This window comes from Arthrospira sp. PCC 8006, assembly GCF_046480465.1.
GTDB lineage: Bacteria > Cyanobacteriota > Cyanobacteriia > Cyanobacteriales > Microcoleaceae > Limnospira > Limnospira platensis.
In genome coordinates this window covers 1-22,511 of record NZ_PKGG01000073.1, presented here as the reverse complement: position 1 = coordinate 22,511, position 22,511 = coordinate 1, and the positions used below count along the sequence as shown (strand labels likewise).

The 22,511-nt window shown below is 44.4% G+C and carries 16 protein-coding genes and 2 pseudogenes; 12 read left to right on the top strand and 6 right to left on the bottom strand.

All coding sequences use genetic code 11. The features are described 5' to 3' along the window. A partial coding sequence (locus B9T16_RS12840) for an RNA-guided endonuclease InsQ/TnpB family protein (RefSeq protein WP_410244938.1) occupies nt 1-906 on the top strand: 906 nt, incomplete at its 5' end. Nucleotides 907-1,253: 347 nt separating this feature from the next. Further along, nucleotides 1,254-1,475, top strand: coding sequence for a hypothetical protein (locus B9T16_RS12835; RefSeq protein ID WP_014277393.1), 222 nt, complete (start codon nt 1,254-1,256; stop codon nt 1,473-1,475). Nucleotides 1,476-1,514: 39 nt separating this feature from the next. Here the strand turns inward: B9T16_RS12835 and B9T16_RS12830 are convergent, their stop codons facing one another. Continuing rightward, entirely contained in the window at nt 1,515-3,137 is a 1,623-nt protein-coding gene (locus B9T16_RS12830) for an adenylate/guanylate cyclase domain-containing protein (RefSeq protein ID WP_410244937.1), read from the bottom strand. 119 nt (nt 3,138-3,256) lie between these two features. Here B9T16_RS12830 and recF point away from each other — a divergent pair, with 119 nt between their 5' ends. From recF to B9T16_RS12795, 7 genes are all read left to right on the top strand, one after another. Then, a complete protein-coding gene (gene recF / locus B9T16_RS12825) occupies nt 3,257-4,396 on the top strand; it encodes a DNA replication/repair protein RecF (RefSeq protein WP_006617679.1) in 1,140 nt (379 codons plus the stop codon). Between the two features lie 92 nt (nt 4,397-4,488). Continuing rightward, the gene (locus B9T16_RS12820) at nt 4,489-4,866 is read left to right on the top strand and encodes a hypothetical protein (protein WP_035737893.1); all 378 of its coding nucleotides are present in this window, start codon (nt 4,489-4,491) and stop codon (nt 4,864-4,866) included. Between the two features lie 114 nt (nt 4,867-4,980). Further along, entirely contained in the window at nt 4,981-5,667 is a 687-nt protein-coding gene (locus tag B9T16_RS12815; RefSeq protein ID WP_235181515.1) for a TIGR02117 family protein, read from the top strand. 251 nt (nt 5,668-5,918) lie between these two features. After that, on the top strand, nt 5,919-8,501 hold the full coding sequence (locus tag B9T16_RS12810) for a PAS domain S-box protein (RefSeq protein WP_006617682.1): 2,583 nt from the start codon (nt 5,919-5,921) through the stop codon (nt 8,499-8,501). A gap of 445 nt (nt 8,502-8,946) precedes the next feature. Further along, nucleotides 8,947-9,354, top strand: a complete 408-nt coding sequence (locus tag B9T16_RS12805; RefSeq protein WP_006617683.1) for a two-component system response regulator — start codon at nt 8,947-8,949, stop codon at nt 9,352-9,354. 103 nt (nt 9,355-9,457) lie between these two features. Then, nucleotides 9,458-10,135: a 5'/3'-nucleotidase SurE gene (gene surE / locus B9T16_RS12800; protein ID WP_006617684.1), complete on the top strand. Its 678-nt coding sequence runs from the start codon at nt 9,458-9,460 to the stop codon at nt 10,133-10,135. Between the two features lie 170 nt (nt 10,136-10,305). Further along, nucleotides 10,306-11,034: a heme oxygenase (biliverdin-producing) gene (locus tag B9T16_RS12795; protein WP_006617685.1), complete on the top strand. Its 729-nt coding sequence runs from the start codon at nt 10,306-10,308 to the stop codon at nt 11,032-11,034. Nucleotides 11,035-11,065: 31 nt separating this feature from the next. Here B9T16_RS12795 and coaE read toward each other — a convergent pair whose 3' ends face one another. Continuing rightward, nucleotides 11,066-11,677 (bottom strand): dephospho-CoA kinase, encoded by a 612-nt coding sequence (gene coaE / locus B9T16_RS12790; RefSeq protein ID WP_006617686.1) that lies wholly within the window; start codon nt 11,675-11,677, stop codon nt 11,066-11,068. Between the two features lie 108 nt (nt 11,678-11,785). Here coaE and B9T16_RS12785 point away from each other — a divergent pair, with 108 nt between their 5' ends. Beyond that, nucleotides 11,786-17,350 carry a CHAT domain-containing protein gene (locus tag B9T16_RS12785; RefSeq protein ID WP_410244936.1) on the top strand — a complete coding sequence of 1,855 codons (5,565 nt, stop codon included), beginning with the start codon at nt 11,786-11,788 and terminating at the stop codon, nt 17,348-17,350. Between the two features lie 469 nt (nt 17,351-17,819). Here B9T16_RS12785 and B9T16_RS12780 read toward each other — a convergent pair. Continuing rightward, nucleotides 17,820-18,452: pseudogene (locus tag B9T16_RS12780) on the bottom strand (hypothetical protein). Between B9T16_RS12780 and B9T16_RS12775 the strand changes: the two are divergent. Both B9T16_RS12775 and B9T16_RS12770 read left to right on the top strand, forming a co-directional pair. Continuing rightward, nucleotides 18,348-18,596, top strand: coding sequence for a hypothetical protein (locus B9T16_RS12775; protein WP_410244940.1), 249 nt, complete (start codon nt 18,348-18,350; stop codon nt 18,594-18,596). The pseudogene B9T16_RS12780 and the gene B9T16_RS12775 overlap by 105 nt on opposite strands. A 91-nt stretch (nt 18,597-18,687) precedes the next feature. After that, nucleotides 18,688-19,415 (top strand): annotated as a pseudogene (locus tag B9T16_RS12770) (M48 family metallopeptidase). Here B9T16_RS12770 and B9T16_RS12765 read toward each other — a convergent pair. The 3 genes from B9T16_RS12765 to B9T16_RS12755 are packed head-to-tail and all read right to left on the bottom strand — an operon-like array spanning nt 19,401 to nt 22,071. Then, complete coding sequence (locus tag B9T16_RS12765; protein WP_410244935.1) at nt 19,401-20,588, bottom strand: SBBP repeat-containing protein; 1,188 nt, start codon at nt 20,586-20,588, stop codon at nt 19,401-19,403. The pseudogene B9T16_RS12770 and the gene B9T16_RS12765 overlap by 15 nt on opposite strands. Nucleotides 20,589-20,612: 24 nt before the next feature. Continuing rightward, the gene (locus B9T16_RS12760) at nt 20,613-21,713 is read right to left on the bottom strand and encodes an RNA-guided endonuclease InsQ/TnpB family protein (protein WP_410244939.1); all 1,101 of its coding nucleotides are present in this window, start codon (nt 21,711-21,713) and stop codon (nt 20,613-20,615) included. After that, nucleotides 21,694-22,071, bottom strand: a complete 378-nt coding sequence (locus B9T16_RS12755) for an IS607 family transposase (RefSeq protein ID WP_070105228.1) — start codon at nt 22,069-22,071, stop codon at nt 21,694-21,696. The genes B9T16_RS12760 and B9T16_RS12755 overlap by 20 nt, the downstream gene beginning before the upstream one ends. Between the last annotated feature and the right edge of the window lie 440 nt (nt 22,072-22,511).

Sequence of the window (22,511 nt, the reverse complement as noted above, 5' to 3'; positions counted from 1 at the left end):
GGTCGGCAGTCATTAAGTTATCCCGCCAACGTTAAGTTTGAGGGAGACTATATCAAACTACCTGGGAAGATTGGGCTAGTCTACTGCCATCGTCATCGAGAATTTGAAGGGACAATCAAAACTGTGACGGTCTCCCAAAATTCTGATGGACAATACTATGCTTCGGTATTGGTGGATGATGGGAAAGAAACTCCGAGTCAGTCTACCGAAGGTAAAGCAGTTGGCATTGATGTTGGATTGACTCATTTCGCCATTACCAGTGATGGGTTAAAGTATGATAATCCCCGTCATTTCGCCAAACATCACCGTAATCTTAAACGTAAACAACAAAAACTATCCCGTAAGCAAAAGGGTAGTCAGAATAGAACTAAAGCCCAACAAAAAGTAGCTAAGGTTCATGGCAAGACTGCCCGTTGCCGTGAGGACTTTCTACACAAACTATCCCGCAAGATAGTCAACGAAAACCAAGTTATTGCTGTAGAGAATCTGAACATAAAAGGGATGGTACGAAACCCCAAACTAGCCAAGGCGATTAGTGATGTAGGCTGGGGAATGTTTACCACAATGCTTAAATATAAAGCGGAGTGGGAAGGAAAAACCTATATTGAGGTTGACCGTTTCTTTGCATCCTCTAAAACCTGCCACGTTTGCCTCAATCGAGTAGATAGTTTGTCGTTAGATATTCGTCAATGGCAATGTCAACATTGTGGGACTTTCCATGATCGAGATGTCAACGCGGCACAAAATATCAGAAATGAAGCCTTGCGGATACTTCGACTATGCTCAGTACAAGTATTGTCGTTGGGAACCAGCGATACTGCCTGTGGAGGGAGTGTAAGACAACCTGGCAAAACATCAGTTTTGTTAGATGCAGTTCCCGTTGAATCAGGAAGCCCCATCCTCTAGGGCGGCAGGGTGGGGTAGTTCACCCAGGGGAGGCGACAGAAATATAGAGTCGGGGCGGCTGTGTAGGGGCGGGTGCTAGATATGCCCTTAGAGAAACCAACCCACTCAAAGCGATCGCCCTAACCTAACCTAACCAGTAGTATCGCCCATGTAGGGGCGGGTGCTAGATATGCCCTTAGAGAAACCAACCCACTMAAAGCGATCGCCCTAACCTAACCTAACCTAACCAGTAGTATCGCCCATGTAGGGGCGGGTGCTAGATATGCCCTTAGAAAAACCAGCCCACTCAAAGCGATCGCCCTAACCCACGATTCCCACCGCCAGTAGGGGCGGGTGCTAGATATGCCATGAGAAAAACCAGCCCACTAGCTGCACCCGCCCTAACCCACGATTACCACCCACCCACTCAAAGCGATCGCCCTAACCCACGATTCCCACCGCCAGTAGGGGCGGGTGCTAGATATACCATGAGAAAAACCAGCCCACTAGCTGCACCCGCCCTAACCCACGATTACCACCCACCCACTCAAAGCGATCGCCCTAATAGGGGGGATATAGGCGCTTTGTGAGTTCGTCCCCGGTCATATCAACGGGTAATAGTCGCCAGATTATAGGGAAATGGTATGAACTTCTTCCCAATGAAGACGGTAAAGCTGGAGGGCTTGATCCTTACCTTTCACTCGAATATGGGGCATTTTTTCCAGGGGGAAACTATGGTCGCTCAGTTGCTTAAATGTACTTTCAGAAATCATAATTTCTCCAGCTTGGGCAGCACTACAAATACGGCTGGCGACGTTCATAGTATCACCAATATGGGCGTATTGAATTAATCGGTCTGAACCAATATTTCCGGCTGCTACAATTCCAGTATTTAAGCCTATGTGAATTTGCAAAGGTTCCGCATAATCCTTAGTCCAGCGATCGTTCATGCGACGGACAGCCCATTGCATATCAATGGCGGCTTTAACTGCTCTTTCGACATCATCTTTGCGGGCGTAGGGAGCCCCCCACACAGCTACTAAAGCATCACCGATATATTTTTCTAAGGTTCCTTGATAGGGGAACACAATATCCTCCACCATCACTTTAAAGTATTCATTCAACATAGAGATAACTTGGCGAGGTTCCAGGCGAGAAGACATTTGCGTAAAGCGAGTAATATCAGAAAATAAGGCGGTAACTTCAGCTTCGATAATTTCTAGTTTGCCTTCTTCCCGTAGTTTGCGACTCACCGCCGGAGCAAAAAATTGCTCTAGTTTGTTACGCATTACCGCTTCTTCCTGCATTTTTTGGCGCAGTTCGGCGTTGTCGATCGCAATGGCAGCTTGATTGGCTAAAGTGCTTAAAAACTCCACATCTTCATTAGAATAAACATCAGACATGGATAGATTATCTACATACAAAACCCCAATTACTTTATCTCTGGGTTTCAGAGGAACGCACACGGAAGCATGAATAGCTTGGTAAAGAATTGACTCAGAATCCTGAAAACGCTCGTCTACATGGGCATCTGAAGTTAAGATGGCGTTCCCAGTTTCTAGGACTGTATTAGTAATACTTTTACTATAAAAATATTCATCCTCTAACACTTGAGAACGATAACGAACTGCTTTTTCTTCTATTTCTTTAGTTATGTTATTTACTAATAAAATTGCTGCGCGATCAATCCCCATAATTTTAAACAGTAAATCTAGGATTTTATCAAGTAGTTTATTTGTGGGTTCTGGGGATGATAATTGTTTACTAACATCTAATAAGATTTTGAGTTTATCTACGGCTCGTAAATGGGTATCGGAGGAGCGAAGATTCAGAACCGAGTGACGATCTTGTTCTTCGGGTTCCAATAAATCCTGCATCCCAATCATTTCTGAACGAGGAGAAAACTGAGTGACTACAGCAGTAGGCGATCGCTCCATGTGGGGCGACTTTTTCGAGGTGGCGATACCGGAGGTGACGAATTTTAAAACCACCCTCCCCAAGCGCAGTAGGTCTCCATTTTTCAGTTCACAATTTTGGATCATGGCTTCATTGACAAAGACATGATTACTGCTGTTGCGATCGCTAACAGTCACCCGGTTGTTCTGAACCTCAATCACGGCGTGTTGTCGGGACAGACTCATATCTGTAATACAGATACTATTATCCCGGCTACGCCCGATGGTATTGACACCGCGCATTAACTCATAAGTTACCTGACTCGATGTATCGGGATTATGGATTAGATATAGCACGTTTGCTCAAGTTTAGCCCTAAGATAACATAGTGAAGATCGTCCCTGATGTGGTAGCAGAAAGAATTCATCTGGTTAGATGAGACAATTAAGCACCGGATCTTTTTTTCTCCTGACTCTATGTACCTGAAAACGCTACATCTCCGACAGTTTCGCAACTACGAAGCTCAAGACGTGGCGTTTGATGCTCCCAAAACTATTTTAGTGGGCAACAACGCTCAAGGCAAATCCAATCTACTCGAAGCCGTCGAATTGCTGTCTACCCTCAAAAGTCATCGGGTTAATCGCGATCGCGATCTGGTTTTGGACAATCATGCTATCGCCCAAATTACTGCTACCCTTGAGCGTGATAGTAGCACACTTGACCTCGCTTTGACTTTGAGGAGTCAAGGTCGCCGAACAGTTGCTATCAATGGTCAATCGGTCAAACGTCATCTTGATTTTCTCAGTATCCTTAATGTTGTCCAGTTTTCTAGTCTGGATTTGGATCTTGTGCGCGGTAGTCCCGCTGAACGCCGCCACTGGCTTGATCGGCTTCTGATTCAACTAGAACCAGTTTATGCCTATATGTTAGATCAATATAACCAGGTGTTGCGACAACGTAATGCTTTGTTAAAACGGGGACCCATGGGAGGAACTACCCCCGAAGAATTGGCGGTTTGGGATGCTCAATTAGCAGTCACTGGGGCGCGGGTACTGCGTCGCCGCGATCGCGTTATTGAAAGGCTCGAACCTTTAGCGCGGATGTGGCATCAAAGTATTAGCGGCAGTAGCGAAACCCTCAATATCACCTATCAGCCTAACATTGAACCCCCTTGTAAACCACAACAGAGGTGGTCTCGGTGGCCTCCTGAACAGGTACAACAGGCATTTTTGACAAAAATTAGCACCCGGGCGATCGCCGAACGTTCTCAAGGGTTGACTCTAGTGGGTCCCCACCGTGATGATGTCATTTTTACCATTAACCAAACTCCCGCCCGTCAATATGGATCATCCGGTCAGCAGCGGACTTTAGTTTTAGCCCTCAAGTTGGCGGAATTGCAACTAATTGAGTCCGTCATCGGTGAACCCCCCTTACTTCTGTTGGACGATGTATTGGCAGAACTTGACCCCCATCGCCAAAATCAGCTTCTACAAGCCATCTCTGAGCGATTTCAAACTCTGATTACTACTACCCATTTAGGTGCTTTTGACCATCAGTGGTTGCAGCAAAGCCAAATTCTCATGGTTCAACAAGGCAAAATTACTGATTTTTTCTGATTTTGCCAAATTTGATACCACCCAAAATCAAAATTAGCTGCTAACATATCTAGCTAATGTTTTGTAGACCACTCTTATCACACTCATTAAACATGAAGCGACTTTCTGTACTAGCATCTGCTATGGCGATCGCCACCATTTCCTTGGCTACTACTGCGGCTACCGCTTGTGTGTTTAGCAGCAAAAGTCAAGCTACTGAAGGGGCTGCAACTACCAAGTTGACCTCTTTCTGGCATAATATGAACCTTTTTAAATCCGACTATAAGGCGATCGCTGCCATTGCTGGTGTCACTGGGTTGGCTGCCGCTGGTGCCGCTGGTGGGGCTTATGCCTATCGCCGGATGGCTATTTCTACCCAACACCCAGAAGCCCCTGGCGGTTCCCTGGATCTTAATGATGACATCATTACCGAAAATACTGCGATCGAAGCCGAACAACCCACAGAATCAGAAGTGGTTGCTATCAAATAGCTTGACCTCAATTCCAGTTTAGGACAGTACAATTATGGGGTGTGATTTACTCACGCCCCTTTTTCGCGCCCCCTCAAGCATTAATCAACTCCCCCCAAAATCAAGCCCTTCATAGTGAATATATCTAAGCTAAAACTCCCCGGAAAAGCTAAATATAAAATCCTCACTATCCTGGCATTTGTGATAGTTGTAATCCTGCCATTATTCCTGCCTTACTTCTGGATTTTGCCTACTCAAAAAAACTGTGATATAACCATTCATATAACCGGGAATATATTGCATACTGATATCTTCGTGCCAGTGGAAACCTCAGTATTTGACTGGCATCAGTTTATGGAATTATCAGAAATCGGTAAACAAACCGCTGGGAATTATCGATATCTAGCCCTGGGTTGGGGCGATCGCCAAGTTTACCTAGAATCTCCCACCTTCGCCGATTTGCAATTAACAACCGCCCTCAAAGCATTATTTCTACCTACTCCATCAGTGTTGCGAGTTCAAGTATATCAGACCCTCCCAGTAGCACAAGATTTACAACCCCTTAATATCAGTGAGGATAATTACTTAAAATTAGTCGATTTTCTGCAAAATTCCTTTAGACTTGACTCCGCCGGAAAGCCCATCAGAATCGGCTATGGTTATGGTATCAGAGACAGTTTTTATGAAGCCAAAGGTGTTTATTCCCTCCTCAGACATTGCAATACATGGATAGCAGAAGCATTACGAACCGCCGGCGTGCAAACCCCACGCCAGCCTAGCTTACCCCTTTTGATACTCAACAAAGCTAGAAGCAGTTGTTAAATTACCTACCTCCTAGGGTAGATATAAAGCTAAATGTTGTGCAGTTAAAATCAGGTTTTCCTTCAAATTCGCGGATATAACTGCGGGTAAATTGAGGATTCCCCCCTAGGGGATGCTTGACCAAAAAATATTTTAGTTGAATCTCAGAACAGCTATATTTTTTCAGGACTCAAGCTATAATTTCCTCAAGACCAGATGCGATAGAGGGTGGGTGCGAATTTAGGTCGCCGATGAAATCAAAGGAAAATCCAATGTCCGACAATGAAAATAGGTCTATATCAGGTGTATATTTGACCGCTAACGATAGCTTATCTAATCACGCTTGTGATTGTTCAGAAACTGAACCGACCAACCATCTGTACGAACTTGCCGAATTACGTCGTCATGTAGTGCAACTGCAACAAGAAAATGAAAGTCTCAGGCAACAATTAGATCAGCATAAAATTACCAATCAGTCCAATTCTATAGATTGTAACCATCTGTTACAGATGGTAATTGATTATGTTCCCCAAGCGATTTTTTGGAAAGACTGTGACTCTGTTTATTTGGGATGTAACCGTCAATTTGCGGAGAAAGCCGGATTACAACACCCCAGGGAAATTGTCGGTAAAACTGATCATGATTTACCCTGGACTCCTCAAGAGGCTAAATTGTATCAGGAATTAGATCGCCAAGTGATGTCCTCAAAATCGCCTCAGATAAAGCTCAGAGGAACTCGCCATCTAGTGACTGGGGCAGAAATTCTGGTCGAAACTACCAAAATTCCCCTTTATAATCACCAGGGAAATATAGTCGGGCTTTTGGGAATATTAGATGATATTGGCGATCGCCTGCAACAAGAGGAACTACTCAAACAACGACTCGCCGCCATTGAAGCGGGCACCGACGGTATCGCCTTGCAAACTTCCCAGGGAGTATTTACCTATGTTAACCGTGCCTATTTAGAAATGTTCGGCTACAGCAAAACTGAAGATATTTTAGGCAAAACTTGGCAGGAATTATATGATGAGGATGAGATAGAATATATCCAGCGAGAAGTCTCTCCCGTATTTGCGGCCGAAAATGAATGGCAAGGAGAACTCCGCAGTCGTCGCCAAGATGGTAGTTTCTTCATTCAGGAGATGTCTCTAACTAAAAGTGTGGCTGGGGTGGTGTGTATTTGCCGTGATGTTACCGATCGCAAACAGGCTGAAGCTACCTTAATGCTTTATAAACAGGCTGTGGAAAGTTCTAGTGATGCGATCGCTATGGCTGATGCACAGTGGAATCACTTTTATCAAAATCCCGCCTTTTCCGAGATGTTTGGGTGTGAAACCCCAGAAGAATTTAACCAAGTATTTGGGGGGATATCTGGGGCTTATACTGACCCGCAAATTCCCGCTCAAATTTTTGCCGAAATTAGCCAAGGTAAAAACTGGGTGGGTGAAGTCGAACACCGGGCTAAAAATAACCGTGTCTTTCAGGTGTTACTGCGCGCTAGTGCTATCAAAGATGGTCTGGGTAATATTTTGGGTGCTGTAGCATCTTTAACTGATATTACAGCCCGGAAAAAGGCAGAAGCTAACCTGCGGGAAATCACCTCCGATCTTCAGGAAGCCCAGGAATTAGCCCATATTGGTAATTGGGAATTGGATCTCGAGACCGGAGAAATTACTTGGTCTGACGAGGTATTTCGGATTTTGGGCTTAGACCAGACCTTGGGTATGCCTTCCGTAGATGAATGTCTGCAATGCTATCACCCCGAAGATAGACCATTGATTGAGAAAGCCCTCGCAGAAACTCGCAATAATGGAACTGCTTGTCAGGTAGAAGCCCGAATTCTCAGGGATGACAACTCAGTTAGCTATGTTCATGTTAAGTTTAAAGCCATTTTGAATCACGATAACCAAATTGTCAGCCTGTTTGGGACGATTATGGATATTACTGAGCGCAAACGGGCGGAAATTCACCTCCAACAACAGACCGAGAAACTAGAAAAAGCCTTAGTTAAACTCAAACGCACCCAAACCCAACTAATTCAGAGTGAGAAAATGTCTGGCTTAGGACAAATGGTGGCGGGGGTAGCTCATGAAATTAATAATCCGGTGGGATTTATTGTTGGTAATGTGTCTCACCTGGAAGAATATACCCAAGATTTACTGTTGCTAATTGAATCCTATCGACAATATTATACAGAACCACCATTAGCCATTACAGAATTAATCGAAGAGATTGATCTCAATTTTTTAATTACTGATATTCCTCAGTTGATTAATTCTATTCAGAATGGCGCTAGAAGGATTCAGGAAATTGTTAACTCTCTGCAAAGTTTTTCCCGATTGAATGAGTCGGAAATTAAGGAAATAGACATTCATCAGGGGATTGATAGCACTTTGATGGTCTTGAAAAGTCGCCTCAGACCCTTACCAGGAGAGCGGGAAATCATGGTGATTAAAAATTACGGTGATTTGCCTAAAATTGAGTGCTATGCTGGTCAGATAAATCAGGTGTTTTTGCATATCTTTAATAATGCTATTGATGCCCTAAAAAACCCGGAATTTCAGGAATATTCTAAGCAACCTACACTGACAATTACTACTGGTTTACATAAAAATAAGCTGGCATTTATTCGCATTGCTGATAATGGAGTGGGTATACCTGAAGAGTTGCGATCGCGCATTTTTGACCCCTTCTTCACCACCAAGCCTGTGGGTCAGGGGACTGGGTTGGGTCTATCCGTTAGCTATCAAATTGTCGTCGATTTGCACAAAGGAAAGTTAAACTGTACATCAGAAATGGGTATGGGTTCAGAGTTTTGTATTCAGATCCCCATACACAATCACGATAACACCTAGCACCATCACCAATATAGCCTGGCAGGGGAGTTTGGGCAGTGCCGCACCCCCTGCGGCTAATAGCATGGCTATCTTGAACAACGGGCCTGATGCCTAGAGTCTAACATATTTATAGAAAAATTGGGTTTTTGATCACATAATCTTCACAATTGCTGTGTATATTGAGTAGATAGTTGTGATAGAGGTCAAAACAACGGACTCTGGGGGAACTAAAAGCCTGATCGCCTGTGAATTAACTTGTATGGGACTGGTTAGTAAAAGCTATTGGTTAATATCCTGGGGTCGTGGGGTAGATAATTGGCAGTGATATCGTGGTTTTCTCATTAATCACCCTCTGAATGTTAATTATTCCTGATGTCCTCTATCAATAAGATTGTGAGGATTTAGATGATTAAATCGGTGTCGCACTCTGATTGGTGAATACATTTTTAAAGAGGATAAAATCATGATATTTAATATTTTGTGGGTGGAAGAAAGCCAGGAGTTTAACTCGACCTTAGAGGATACGATCGCCTTAGAAGAGTTTAATATTATCTGTGCTGAAGGCGGAAGTTGGGGGGCGCAAATCGCCAAAGAAATAGAACCAAATTTAATTATCAGTAGTTTAAATTTGAGCGATCGCAATACGGATCGATTTATTCGTAGGTTACAGCAAAATCAGAAAACCGCTGATATTCCCGTCATCCTAATTCAATCAGAATTCCCGGTCAGTTGTCGCTCCCTGGGTTTTCAATTAGCACGAAATCATTATTTGACTACTGCGAAAAACGTCAATAATCTGATAGCAACCATCTTAAATGACCTGAGCAGAAAAGCAGCGTCTCGGTCAATTTTTATCCCCTACGTCGCTTAATCTCATTTGATATAATAATATTAATCAGGAAACGGGGAAACGGGGAAACCGGATCGGCACTTGGTCGGTTAAAATGTAGGGACGGCAACCTGACTTCCTAAATATGACAATTATATTAACTAATGATGATGGGATTGATGCACCTGGAATTAAAGCCTTATCGGCGGCCCTAAATCGTCCCTGCCTTTGGGTCGCTCCCCGCGATCACCTTTCCGGCTGTGGTCATCAAGTAACCACGGCTACCCCTATTAATATATCACGCCGTTCTCCTACTCATTATGCGATCGCCGGAACTCCTGCTGATTGTGTTCGCCTGGCCATTAGCCATTTATGTCCAGATTTGTCCTGGGTTCTCTCAGGTATTAATGCCGGGGGTAATTTAGGTGTTGATACCTACATATCTGGGACTGTAGCCGCCGTCAGAGAAGCCGCTATACATGGCATTCCGGCTATTGCTATTTCTCAGTATCGAAAAGGCGGTAAACCAGCGGACTGGAAACGCGCAACTCGCCTCACCCAAGCCGTCCTGGAAAACCTGCTTAATCAACCTTGTTTACCGCGCAGTTTCTGGAATGTCAATCTTCCCTATCTACAGCCAGAAGAAGCAGACCCGGAAATGGTCTTCTGTTCCCCCTCCTGTGACCCCCTTCCGACTAAATATCAGGTGAATGGGGAACAATACCAATATATCGGAGATTATGGTCAACGCGATCGCACCCCTGGCACAGATGTAGATGTTTGTTTCAGTGGCAAAATTGCTATCAGTCAAATTTTCCTCTAAGCAGGGGTTTCTGGTAGCTTCAATCTTTCCTGTCTAGTATCTGTGACAATTCTTAACACTATTTGTAAGCAAATAGGTTTAAGGTAGAAAATCGGGCGGTATAATTAGCCGTTTCCCCAGGATAATACACCTGCTGTAAAATCTCGCTAACAAAATCAAATAAATTTACTATGAGTGTTAACCTAGCCACCCAGTTGCGCGAAGGAACCAAAAAGTCCCACACTATGGCGGAAAATGTGGGTTTTATCAAATGCTTTTTAAGAGGGACAGTTGAAAAAACCTCCTATCGGAAATTAGCCGGTAATCTCTACTTTGTCTATACGGCAATGGAAGAGGAAATGGATCGCCATAAAAATCACCCCATCCTCTCGAAACTATATTTTCCCGAATTAAACCGCAAGTCTGCTATTGAGCAGGATTTATTGTTCTACTATGGTAGCAACTGGCGGGAGGAAGTTCAGCCCTCCGAAGCTGCTCAGGCTTATGTGGCTAGAATTAGAGAGATTTCGGAGCAGGAACCAGTGTTGTTGATTTCTCACCTGTACACCCGTTATTTGGGAGACCTTTCGGGAGGACAAATCCTGAAAGGTATTGCTCAAACAGCGATGAATTTATCCGACGGTCAAGGAACTCAATTTTATGAGTTTAACGAAATTCCTGATGAGAAGGAATTTAAGAACAATTACCGTCAGATCATGAATGATTTGCCGATTGACCAGGAAACAGCCGATCGCATTGTTGAGGAAGCTAATGATGCTTTCGGAATGAACATGAAAATGTTTAATGAACTCGAAGGCAATTTGGTAAAAGCGATCGGAATTATGCTATTTAATAGCTTAACTCGCCGACGCGGTAAAGGTTCCACAGAACTAGCGACCGCTACTGACTCGGTGAACTAACACCATAAGCAGGGGTGGGGTTAACTCAGAGTTAAACCCTTTCCCCTGTTAAGGCTCGATCGCACTGTTGATACAAGTGCTGTAGACTGCCACAATTGTCTATGATAACATCCGCCCGCTGACATTTTTCGCTCAAAGGCATTTGGCTATCAATTCTAGCTTGGATTTGTGTAGGAGTTAGGGAAGATCCATGTCGTTGGATAAGTCGCTGTTTTTGGGTTGACAGTGAACAGTAAACCACCCAAATTTCCGTGACCAAATCAGTCATATTCGCTTCAAATAGCAGAGGAATCGCTAAAACCGCCGTGGGTTCTGCTAAATGAGACTGTTTTTCTAGTTCTTGCCGTTTTTCCAGAAAGCGATCGCGCACAAAAGGGTGAATTTGGCTTTCCACCCATTGCCTTTCCGTTAAGCTATTAAAAATAATATCCCCCAACTTGCCTCGATTTAAGCTACCATCGGAGTAGAGTAAATCTGAGCCGTAGCGAACCGCCAAAGTATTGAGAACAGGTGAGTGAGGTTCTACCGCCAACCTAGAATAAACGTCCGCATCCCATATTGGTAGTTTATGGGTAGCAGCCAAATAGTTAGAAACAGTGGTTTTACCCGTACCAATACCACCTGTTAAGCCAATTAACCGCATGGGTGAGTCAATGAGACAGTACAACTACCACGACTGAAGATGGAACAGGGTGCGAAAACAGAAGATATCATAAACTTGTAACCAGTGAGGGAAGGGGAGAAGATGATTATGAACCCAGTACACCATCTGCGGTCAGTGCTGATTCCAGTTTCCTGTGCCAGTTTTATAGTTCTGGACATCCTCCCCATTATACCACAAAACTTTTTACATATCCGGTATAAAACAGCGATCGCTCAACCAATTGTACCGGAACCCAACAGCACCAACACCGTTACCCATCAACAGGGAAATCAAACTAACATCACTGGCGGACAACTTTCGGGAAATGGGGGTAATCTGTTCCACAGTTTCACCCACTTTAACGTAGAATCCGGCACTGTGGCTAACTTTATTGCCACTCCCGAAATCCAAAACATCCTCACCCGTGTGGTGGGTGGGGATGCTTCCCGCATTAACGGACTTTTGCAGGTCACAGGCGGCGCTTCTAACCTGTTTTTAATCAACCCAGCCGGGATTTTATTCGGTGCGGGTGCGCGCTTAGATGTTCCAGGTTCCTTTACCGCTACTACCGCCAATGGTATCGGTTTTGGCGATCGCTGGATGAATGCGATCGGTGATAATGATTATACTACCCTAGTCGGCACTCCTAACGCCTTCGCCTTTGCTACCAACCCTGGTAGTATTGTCAACGCCGGAGAACTCGCCGTTACCCAGGGAGAACATATCATCCTACTGGGGGGAACTGTCATTAATACCGGGTCACTGGTAGCACCAGGGGGAGAAATTACCATCGCAGCGGTCGAAGGTGAAAATATCCTCCGCATTTCCCAAACCGGACATCTTCTCAGCTTAGAAGTTAGTCCAGCCGCCTCCCCTGATGGATTATCAACTAATCTTACCCCCCTATCCTTGCCGGAACTACTCACCGGCGGAGATAATAATTATGCCACCAGAGTCAATATTTTAGCTGATGGTCGCATACAACTAACTGGTTCTAATACCCCCATTACTCCTAATCCTGGAGTTGTGGCTGTGTCGGGAACTATTGACACCGACTCCACTATTTTTAACCATTCCCCCCAGGTTAACATTTTTGGCGATCGCATCGGAATTTGGGGTGCTAATATCAACGCCTCCGCACCAGATAACGGCGGCACAATTAGAATCGGAGGTGATTACCTAGGACAGGGTACTGTTCCTAATGCTATCTATACCCTCATTGATGATAATTCTACCCTAGCAGCCAACGCCACCACTAACGGAGACGGCGGCAGGATTATTATTTGGTCTGACGGACATACCCAATTTTCCGGCAATATTTCCGCACAAGGACAACACCTGGGAGGGTTTGTAGAAATCTCCGGTCTCGAAACTCTCAGCGTTGATGGTAGTGTCAATTTGCGCGGCGGAGATGGTAACTTAGGAACCCTACTTTTAGACCCTTTAAATATCAGGATTGTAGACTCCGAAGCCTCTCCCAATAATAATATCGACTTTGATGGTGTAGTCACCGCCGACCAAGGACCAGCAGAATATACCCTCTCCCAAACCACTTTGGAAAATTTAGCCGCCGATGCTGATATTACCCTGGAAGCACGAAATGATATTCGCATCGACCAGTTATCTAATCAAAAACTAGACCTGAGAACTACCACCGGAACTGTGACTTTCCGCGCTGATGCTAACGGAGATGGTCAGGGTTCTTTTCTCATGCACAGTGGCGATACTATCTTAACTAGGGGTGGTAATCTCAATATTTTTGGTGTCAATATTGCTACCGGGAATATTAGAACCAGTGGCGGAGATGTTAATCTAACTGCTAGTGGTATTGGTCAAATTAATACCGGGGTAATATCTACGGCTAACAATTCTAATATAGGCGGTGATATTACTCTCAATAGTAGCGAGGGTTCAATTACTACTAATAACCTGGAAACTAACGGCAGATTGTCCGGCGGAAATATTACTATTAATAGTGGTCGCCAAATTATCACGGGTTCCCTATCTTCTCGGTCTACTGATGCGGAAGGAGTGGGGGGAAATATCCAACTAGAAGCTAGTCGGGAGATTTTTTTGGAGGGTGTTAATACTTCTGGCTTTGGGGGTGGTGGTGATTTGTCTATTGTTAGCCAGGGTAGTCGGATTATTATGGATGACAGTAATAATGGGACGACACCATCTCGGATTATTACCTCCTCGGTGAGGGGAGAGGGTGGTGATGTTTTGATTACCACTAGCGAGAGTATTGATTTAGGTGCGATCGACTCGCGCGGACGACAATCTGGTGGTAATATTACTTTGGATGCTGGTATAGAAATTACTGTGGGTGCTATCTCTACCGGGGTTTGGGATGGTCTATTATCTCCTGATACTACAGGGGGTAATATTATGTTAACTGGAGATACTATTAACCTTAATGGTGGTGTTTCTGGGAATGGGTCTCTATTATTACAACCGGCTTCACCAACCCAAGATATTAGGTTGGGTGCAAATTCGAGACGGTCTTCTAACTCTTCGGGAATTGGAGAGGGTTTATCTCTGAATTTTAACAGCTTGGAATTGTCACAAATTACTAGAGGCTTCTCCGAGATTATTATTGGTAGATCCGATTCTCAGGGGACTATTTATATTGATGGAGATCTCAGGTTTCAAGACCCGGTGATGATGCGATCGCCTCAAGGTAGAATTATCGCCACTGGTGATGAAAGTTTACCCACCATTAGAGGTGTAGGGAATTCTAGCTTAACCTTACAGGCGGAAAATGAGATTATTCTCGGAAATCTCATGACAGAAGGCGGAGATATTCGCGTAGTTAGTCAATCGGATATCGTCCAAATAGAGGGGATTCACACCCTCCCCAATGGGTCTAACCAAGGCAATATTTTATTGCGAGGTTCCGAAATTAATCTAGTGGGGGGATCTAATTCGGTTCGTGGTAGCGGTTATTTACGATTAGAACCTAGTAATTCTGGGCAAATTATGACCCTGGGAAGTGACGAAAATACCAATGGTTTAGATATCCAGTTATCAGATATAGAGGCTTTAGCACCGGGTTTTGAAAGGATTATTATTGGTAGTATTGATGGAAATAGTATCATAGAAATCGCCCAAGATATCACCTTTACCAGTCCCGTCTTATTACAATCTCCTGGTGATTTAGGGAAAATTATAGCAGCGGGAAATATTACCGCAACTGGTGATGCTTCCATCTCCTTAAAAGCTGATAGTGATATCCGTGTTCGTGATATTAATACCAGTGGCTTAAATATAGACATTAATAGTGCTAGAGGTGAGGTTATTACCGGGTCTTTGCAGTCGGGAGGTAATATTAATGTACTTTCTCAAGGGAATATTCAAACCGGAGAAATTCGTTCTAATGCAAGTTTAGATAGTCTGGCTTTCCGAACAATTGACCTCAGCAGTCAGCGGGGACAAATTACAGTTGATGGCAATATTTTTGGGGATGGTACTTTTTTAAGCCTCATAGGTCAGGATGATATCCAAACCGGAAATATCACCGCCGGACGTGGTATGAGTTTAAATAGCGATCGCGGAACCATTACCACCGGAAATCTGCAAGTAGTATCCCCTGACAGCCTCAATAGTAGCATTAATATCACCGCCTTGGGAAATATTACCACAGGTGATATCAGCACCGCTACCGACCCAGGAACAGGCGCAAATATTACCATCACTAGCAACCAAGGCGGAGTGCAAAGTGGCAACCTTAATGCCTCCGGTTCCAGAGCAGGAGGGTCTATAGTAGTACAAGCAGCAGACCAGATTTTTCTAGGTGCTATTAACACTAATTCCTCCCAGGGAAATGCGGGTTCCGTCCGGCTAACTAGCGACAATGATATTGAAGTCTCCCTAATTAATACAGAAGCCCAATTGCGGGGAGGTTCCCTAGTAATTGACACCTCTCGATTTTTCCGAGTTACAGATACCTTTGAAGCCATTAATGGTGTAGAAGCCAGTATCTCTACTATCGGTTCAACAGGTAGCGGAACCATTAGATTACCAGCCTTTTCCACCCCTCTAGTTATTGGTGATCCTAGTCAAAATGGGACCGCTGGAGCTATTACTGATGGTCAATTAACCGCTGGTGCAGATACTACAATTGTCGGCAATAATTTTGAGCCAAACTCAATTAGACAGACCCCTGTGAACCAACCAGAAATTACCACTGACAATCAAGATTTATCTGATGTAGAAACCACCGCATCTTCTGTTTCTAGTCTCCCTGAAAATTTAAGCAACAATAGCTCTAACGCCTCCAACAGTGATCAGAATATCTCCGGTAATTCTAATCATGATTCCGACTCACCCCTAATTAATTCCCACACCGAAGCCAACACAGACATAGACCCGACTGGAGACCTAGTAATTCAGGTAGAACCCACCACCGTACCTACTGACCAAATTGCTCGTTCTCCCCTAGTTTCCTCGGTGCTGCAAATTGATTTATTCCGAGGTCGTGAATTTATCAACTATTTCGGCAATAATCTCAATAAAAATACCGTCGATGACCAAAGTATCCGGCAAACTCTCAGCGATATTGTCCGTATCACCAACTACAAACCCGCGATTATTTATGTATCCATACAACCCGAACAATTAGAATTAAGATTACTTTTACCCAATGGGGAACCAGTATTTAAAAGCGTGGCGGTTAATCGTGAGGAAGTCCTACAAGTAGCGCGACAATTTAGCCATCAAATTCGCACCCCCCAAAATTTCCAAGATACTGAGTATAAAGAATCAGGACAACAACTATATAATTGGTTAATTCAACCCATCAAAGATGAGTTAGAAAAAAATGGCATTGATATCCTAATTTTTTCAATGGATGCTGGTTTGCGTACCCTCCCCCTAGCCGCATTATATGACGGGGAACAGTTCTTAATAGAACACTATAGCCTCAGTCTTATTCCTAGCCTCAGCCTCACGGATACCAGTTATGTTAACCTGCAAAATGCTAGGGTTTTGGCTATGGGTGCTTCTGAGTTTCCTAATTCTAATTTAGATCCTTTACCAGCAGTTCCCCTAGAATTAGATTTGATTGTTGGTAATATGTGGCCAGGTACGTCCTTTTTAAATGAAGAATTTACCATAGCTAATCTGAAATCCCAAAGGGAACAGGCGGAATATAAAATTATTCACTTAGCAACTCATGGAGAATTTGTATCTGGAGGTGCTGACCGTTCTTATATCCAGTTTTGGGACCAAAAGTTATGGTTAAATCAACTGCGAGAGTTGCGACTAAATCAACCTCCGGTAGAATTATTGGTATTAAGTGCTTGTACTACGGCTGTGGGAGATGAAAAGGCGGAATTGGGATTTGCTGGGCTGGCTGTTCAAGCTGGGGTGAAGTCGGCTATGGCAAGTTTATGGTATGTTAGTGATGCGGGAACTTTGGGATTAATGACGACATTCTATAATGCTTTAACTGCTACTCCCATTAAAGCAGAAGCTCTGCGACAGTCTCAATTAGCTATGTTGAATGGTCAGGTACGCTTAGAAAATGGCTACCTGCTGAGTCAGACTAACATCAGCACTCGTCGCGGTGATATATCTACTCCGGTCCCGCAAGAATTAGCTAGACAAAATCCGGTTGATTTATCTCATCCTTTTTACTGGGCTGGGTTTACTCTTATTGGTAGCCCTTGGTAATAATATATAGTAGGGTGCGTCAGACCAGCCGACACCGATAAGAACCGGAGAACTGATAAACTGACGCACCAGGTATCTRATTAAATAACCTTACCTTGTAGGGTGCGTCAGACCAGCCGACACCGATAAGAACCGGAGAACTGATAAACTGACGCACCAGGTATCTAATTAAATAACCTTACCTTGTAGGGTGCGTCAGACCAGCCGACACCGATAAGAACCGGAGAACTGATAAACTGACGCACCAGGTMTCTRATTAAATAACCTTACCTTGTAGGGTGCGTCAGACCAGCCGACACCGATAAGAACCGGAGAACTGATAAACTGACGCACCAGGTATCTAATTAAATAACCTTGTAGGGTGCGTCAGACCAGCCGACACCGATAAGAACCGGAGAACTGATAAACTGACGCACCAGGTATCTAATTAAATAACCTTGTAGTGGCATGACACGCTTAAAATAGTGCATTAGTTTGAGGAGGTCTCGTCCTCCTCAAACCTTGGGTAAAGATGACGCAGAGTCACTCGTGCATCTTCGGTCGTAAATTGCCAACTCACTTGGGCTCGCTTCTCATTACGCTCTTGCTGCCACGCCACTACTTCGCGTTCGAGCTTCTCGGCACTTTCTAAACGTCGCTTCAAACACTGTTGGCTCAACACCGATAACTCAGTCTCAGCTACATTGAGCCAACTGCCGTTTCGTGTTCGTGGCGTGTGAATGATCTCATGACGGCGAGCGAGAGCGTGAGCTTCGGGGGCCGGAAAGGTTTTGTAGAGAGAGGTGATGCTGTGAGTGTTGAGGTTGTCTACTTTGGGCCTGACCGGTGGCGTGCGTCTGACCTGGCGATTTAAGGCGGGTTCAACTCCATGCTCTAAGAAGCGTTTTCGGATACGTCCAACTGAGTTGCGGTGGAGATTCAGAGCCTCGGCAATGCCATTATCTGTCTAGTAGCGGGAAGCTCCTTCTCCCTCATCTGACATCAAGAGCACTTTGGCGTGCAGAATTTTTTTCGCCGGGGCGTAACCGTTCTTGCTGATGGCTTCGAGTCGCTGCCGCTGTTCTTGGTCGAGTTTGACCTGATTTTGTCTTCGACTACCCATGCGGCTTGCCTCCTTCTCCTTGATTCAATACCCTATTTTAGCAATGTCACGCCACTAGGCAAAAATGAAGCCTTATGCCTCAAGATTGATCAGGTCGTGATCACCACCAAAAAAGACAACTGGATTGGCAACCATTTCCAATAAATCGAGGTAAAAAATGCCCTTAATGCCGTCCTAGTTGATGCTAAAGTAGACCTACCCGTTGACACCATTTTAGAGTTAATTAAACAGCAACATGACTACCAGTAAATCTCCCACAGATTACCAGATAACCATTGCTCAAATTCCCGTGCAAGTGATTCGGAAATCGATTAAAAATCTCTATATTGGAGTCTATCCCCCAGAGGGTCGGGTGCGGGTAGCTGCGCCGCTTCACTTCACTGATGATAATATCCGACTGGCGATTATCTCCCGCCTATCTTGGATTAAAAAACACCAGGCTAAATTCGCCGCCCAACCCAGTCAATCCCCGCGATAAATGGTATCCGGCGAAACTCATTATATCTTCGGTAAACGCTACGGCTTATAATTCATAGAACGCCGAGGGAAACATGAACTTAAAATTCCCAATTCTCGGATAGTGCAATTATTCGTTAATCCCGGAACTTATCGGGAAAATCGCGCCCAAGTTTTAGCCGAATGGTATCGGCAAAAAGTCCATGATACTATACCACAATTGCTGAATAAATGGCAACCCATTATCGGGGAAAATGTGACCAATTGGGGGATTAAGAAAATGCGGACTAAATGGGGGAGTTGTAATATCACTCAGCGCCGCATTTGGCTAAATTAGAACTCGCCAAAAACCCCATAGAGTGCTTGGAATATGTGGTAGTTCATGAGTTAGTACATCTCTTAGAACGTTATCATAATCACCGTTTTCAGGCTTATATGGACGAGTATCTTCCCCCATGGCGACAATATCGAGATATTCTGAACCGGGAACCCTTAGAAGACTTCTAAATCTGCCGGAACCGGAGCATAATGACCATCAACGGTCAACTGAAAACCGTCATAGTTACCATCTTGATTAAAGTACCACATAAAATCAGGGTCAGGACCGGGAGCATACCAGAGAATATCTGTGATTCCCGAACCRTTAAAGTCGCCCGCTATGGGAATATAATCACCGTTGAGAGGTAACAATGGGTCGATAAATTCCGGCGGCGGTACAGGTTCCGCTACAGTCCCATCGACTATCACCCGACTCATAAACGCATCTGACGCTCCATTATTGATTTCCCCATTTAGGTTGCCTCGAGTATAGCCCGCGATATAAATAGACCCATCAATTCTCGTGGTGAGGGCATTTGCACCGTCCCAGTCATTGCTGGCTAACAGCCTTGTCCACGCCAAAGCGCCATCAGTTTCGTATTTGGCGATAAACCCATCGGAGTAACCACGATTCATTTCCCCACCCAGGTTGCCTTGAGTCCAACCCGCCATATAAATAGACCCATCAAGGCCGGTGGTGAGGGCATTGGCTTCGTCAGGATTAGGGGTTCCCAACTGTGTTGTCCATACCAGAGTCCCATCCTCCGGTTCGTATTTGCTGATTAAGGCATTCCCCCCACGATTACGATTAAAAATTTCCTCGTTGATGTCGCCCTCGGTTAGACCAGCGACATAAATARACCCATCAAKKCCGGTGSTCARGGCATKRGCTGCCCCCCAACCATTGCTTCCCAACARYCTYGTCCATACCAGAGTCCCATCRGGTTCGTATTTGGCAATAAAGCCATCAGCACCACTCTGATTAATTTCCCCATTCAGGTCGCCCCAAGTCTCACCCGCCATATAAATAGACCCATCAAAGCCAGTGGTGAGGGCTCTGGCACCATCCCAATTACTGGTTCCTAACAGCCTTGTCCGTGTCAGAGTCCCATCGGGTTCGTAGTTGCTGATAAAGGCATCCGTGCCACCATTATTTATTTCCCCACCTAGGTCGCCGCTAGTAAAGCCAGCTACATAAATGGACCCATCAAGGCCGGTGGTGAGGGCATGGGCTATTTCCGACCTATTGCTTGCTAACCGGGTTGTCCATACCTGGCTGCCATCGGGTTCATACCGGGCGAGAAATACATCGTTTTCATTACTGGGAATTTCGTATGGCTGTGCTACATTTAACGTGTTCAAACCTGTACAAAAATTATGAAAGCTTTACACAGATTGAAAAAGTATCGCATTGTCTTGGAAGACAACGGCAGTAGCCTGCAAAGCACGAAGCATAATGTTTCGTGCGCCTACCCAATCACGGGGTGCTGTATAGCCGCAATTAGGACATTTAAAAACCTTACTTCCCCCTAGTTTGTCATGGATTTGACCACAATGGTGGCAGGTTTTAGAGGTATAACTTTCGTTACAGCGTACAACTAAAACACCTTTTCTTTCTGCTTGTTGCATGAGATGTTTAGCAAATCTGTAGTGACTCCAATTTAACAAGTTTCTCACTGACTTAGAGTTGAGATTTCTACGAGACTTGAAAACCATTTTACTAGAATTAAAAGTAGGAAGAAATATAAGTTTATAGTGATTAACTAAGAAATGAGCGACTTTCTTATGCAAATCATCGACTAGGTTACGAATCCGCTCCCGCATTCGATGATAAGCTCTACGCATTTGATATCGTTTTCGTTTAATTTTACATTGACTAATCCGGCTCATTAAAACGTCTAAATGGTAACAAAGGCGATTAATTTTGCCAATATCATTGGTAGCAAACTCAGTAATCGATTCACCATCATAACCCACTAAAAAGGAGCGCACACCAGGGTCTAAAGCTATAACCCTCTTTTGCTCTGTTGTTTCCGGCTCTTGATACTCTGGAAAACAACCATACCATTTACCCCTGGCATACTTTAGTTGTGTTCCATAAGGGCAATTCTTAGGTATAGCTTGAGGTGAAGTAAAGGTTAAACCTTTAGTTAAACGGGTATACCAAGTTCCATTCCTAAAGTTATTCACCTTGAATTTAATGATTTGAGATGGTGCTCTGCAGGACTTGAATTTGACTTGAACCCCAGCCGCATTAGCTTGTTTAAAAGCATCGAAAGCATCGGCTACTGCTTCCTGTAATTGATGTACTGGTAAAGATTTTACCCATTCCGGTTTGTCACTATTTATGACTAACTTTTGGCAGTCAAAACAGCTCCATTGATAGCCATGTTTCCAAGTGGCAATGGTATAGTTATAAATCCACCGATAAGCAGCTAACCAACGTTTCCAAACAGCGTGTAATTCTTCACAAGGATACAATCTCACCTTCCTCAATCTGTTCGGAGTCATCTTGCTTGTCTGATGACGGGGTTTCTTTTTGAAGTTCTTTACGGGCTGGTTTTTCGTACTTTCGTAGTCCGTAAATCCGAGCAGAGAAACAGTGGAGGATGGACAAGATATCGCTAACGAGTTCTTGTTCTGGAGAGAGACTCTTTTTCCTGAGAACCACGAATTCACATCCACTTTCTGCACATAACCATTCAATGAGTGGAAATCCGAAACGGACAAGCCTATCGGCGTGAGCGATGACAAGTGTGCCGATATTTCCTTCGTATATTCGTTCCAATATAGCGAGGAATTTTCGCCATTTAAAATTGAGTCCACTGCCAACTTCTGTAAGCATTTATGCTGTTGGGTATGCGCTGCGTAGAAATTCAGCCTGTCTAATGAGGTCATCCTTTTGGGAATGGGTGCTGACTCTTGTATAACAGACAATGGGGTGCGAGACGTTCAGGCATGAAATAGGGATGAGATACCCGAAATAGCTGCCTGGTGGAGATTTCAGCCCCTTGGTTGAATACAAGAGGCTTGCCTCTGACCATCTCCATAACTGTTTATATGTCCCAACGTTTGGTATAGAAATATACAAAACAAGGCAGGGAACCCAAGGTCAAAACGAACTAACTCATACAAATTCCTTATAGGAAGCCCATAAATGGATAAGAAAAGTTAGGAAATTAGGGTAACGGCGATAGCCACCCCCAGTTTTGGGAATCACAACACCAGGATTGAAGCGGGGAACGGAAGGCGTGAAGTAGAACCTACTACCAAAATGCGACAACT

What these genes read in the sequence shown, in the direction of transcription:
- B9T16_RS12835 (WP_014277393.1), top strand. Translation starts at nt 1,254, where the DNA reads ATGAGAAAAACCAGCCCACTAGCTGCACCCGCCCTAACCCACGATTAC.
- recF (WP_006617679.1), top strand. Translation starts at nt 3,257, where the DNA reads ATGTACCTGAAAACGCTACATCTCCGACAGTTTCGCAACTACGAAGCT.
- B9T16_RS12820 (WP_035737893.1), top strand. Translation starts at nt 4,489, where the DNA reads ATGAAGCGACTTTCTGTACTAGCATCTGCTATGGCGATCGCCACCATT.
- B9T16_RS12810 (WP_006617682.1), top strand. Translation starts at nt 5,919, where the DNA reads ATGTCCGACAATGAAAATAGGTCTATATCAGGTGTATATTTGACCGCT.
- B9T16_RS12805 (WP_006617683.1), top strand. Translation starts at nt 8,947, where the DNA reads ATGATATTTAATATTTTGTGGGTGGAAGAAAGCCAGGAGTTTAACTCG.
- surE (WP_006617684.1), top strand. Translation starts at nt 9,458, where the DNA reads ATGACAATTATATTAACTAATGATGATGGGATTGATGCACCTGGAATT.
- B9T16_RS12795 (WP_006617685.1), top strand. Translation starts at nt 10,306, where the DNA reads ATGAGTGTTAACCTAGCCACCCAGTTGCGCGAAGGAACCAAAAAGTCC.
- coaE (WP_006617686.1), bottom strand. Translation starts at nt 11,677, where the DNA reads ATGCGGTTAATTGGCTTAACAGGTGGTATTGGTACGGGTAAAACCACT.
- B9T16_RS12785 (WP_410244936.1), top strand. Translation starts at nt 11,786, where the DNA reads ATGAACCCAGTACACCATCTGCGGTCAGTGCTGATTCCAGTTTCCTGT.
- B9T16_RS12755 (WP_070105228.1), bottom strand. Translation starts at nt 22,071, where the DNA reads ATGCTTACAGAAGTTGGCAGTGGACTCAATTTTAAATGGCGAAAATTC.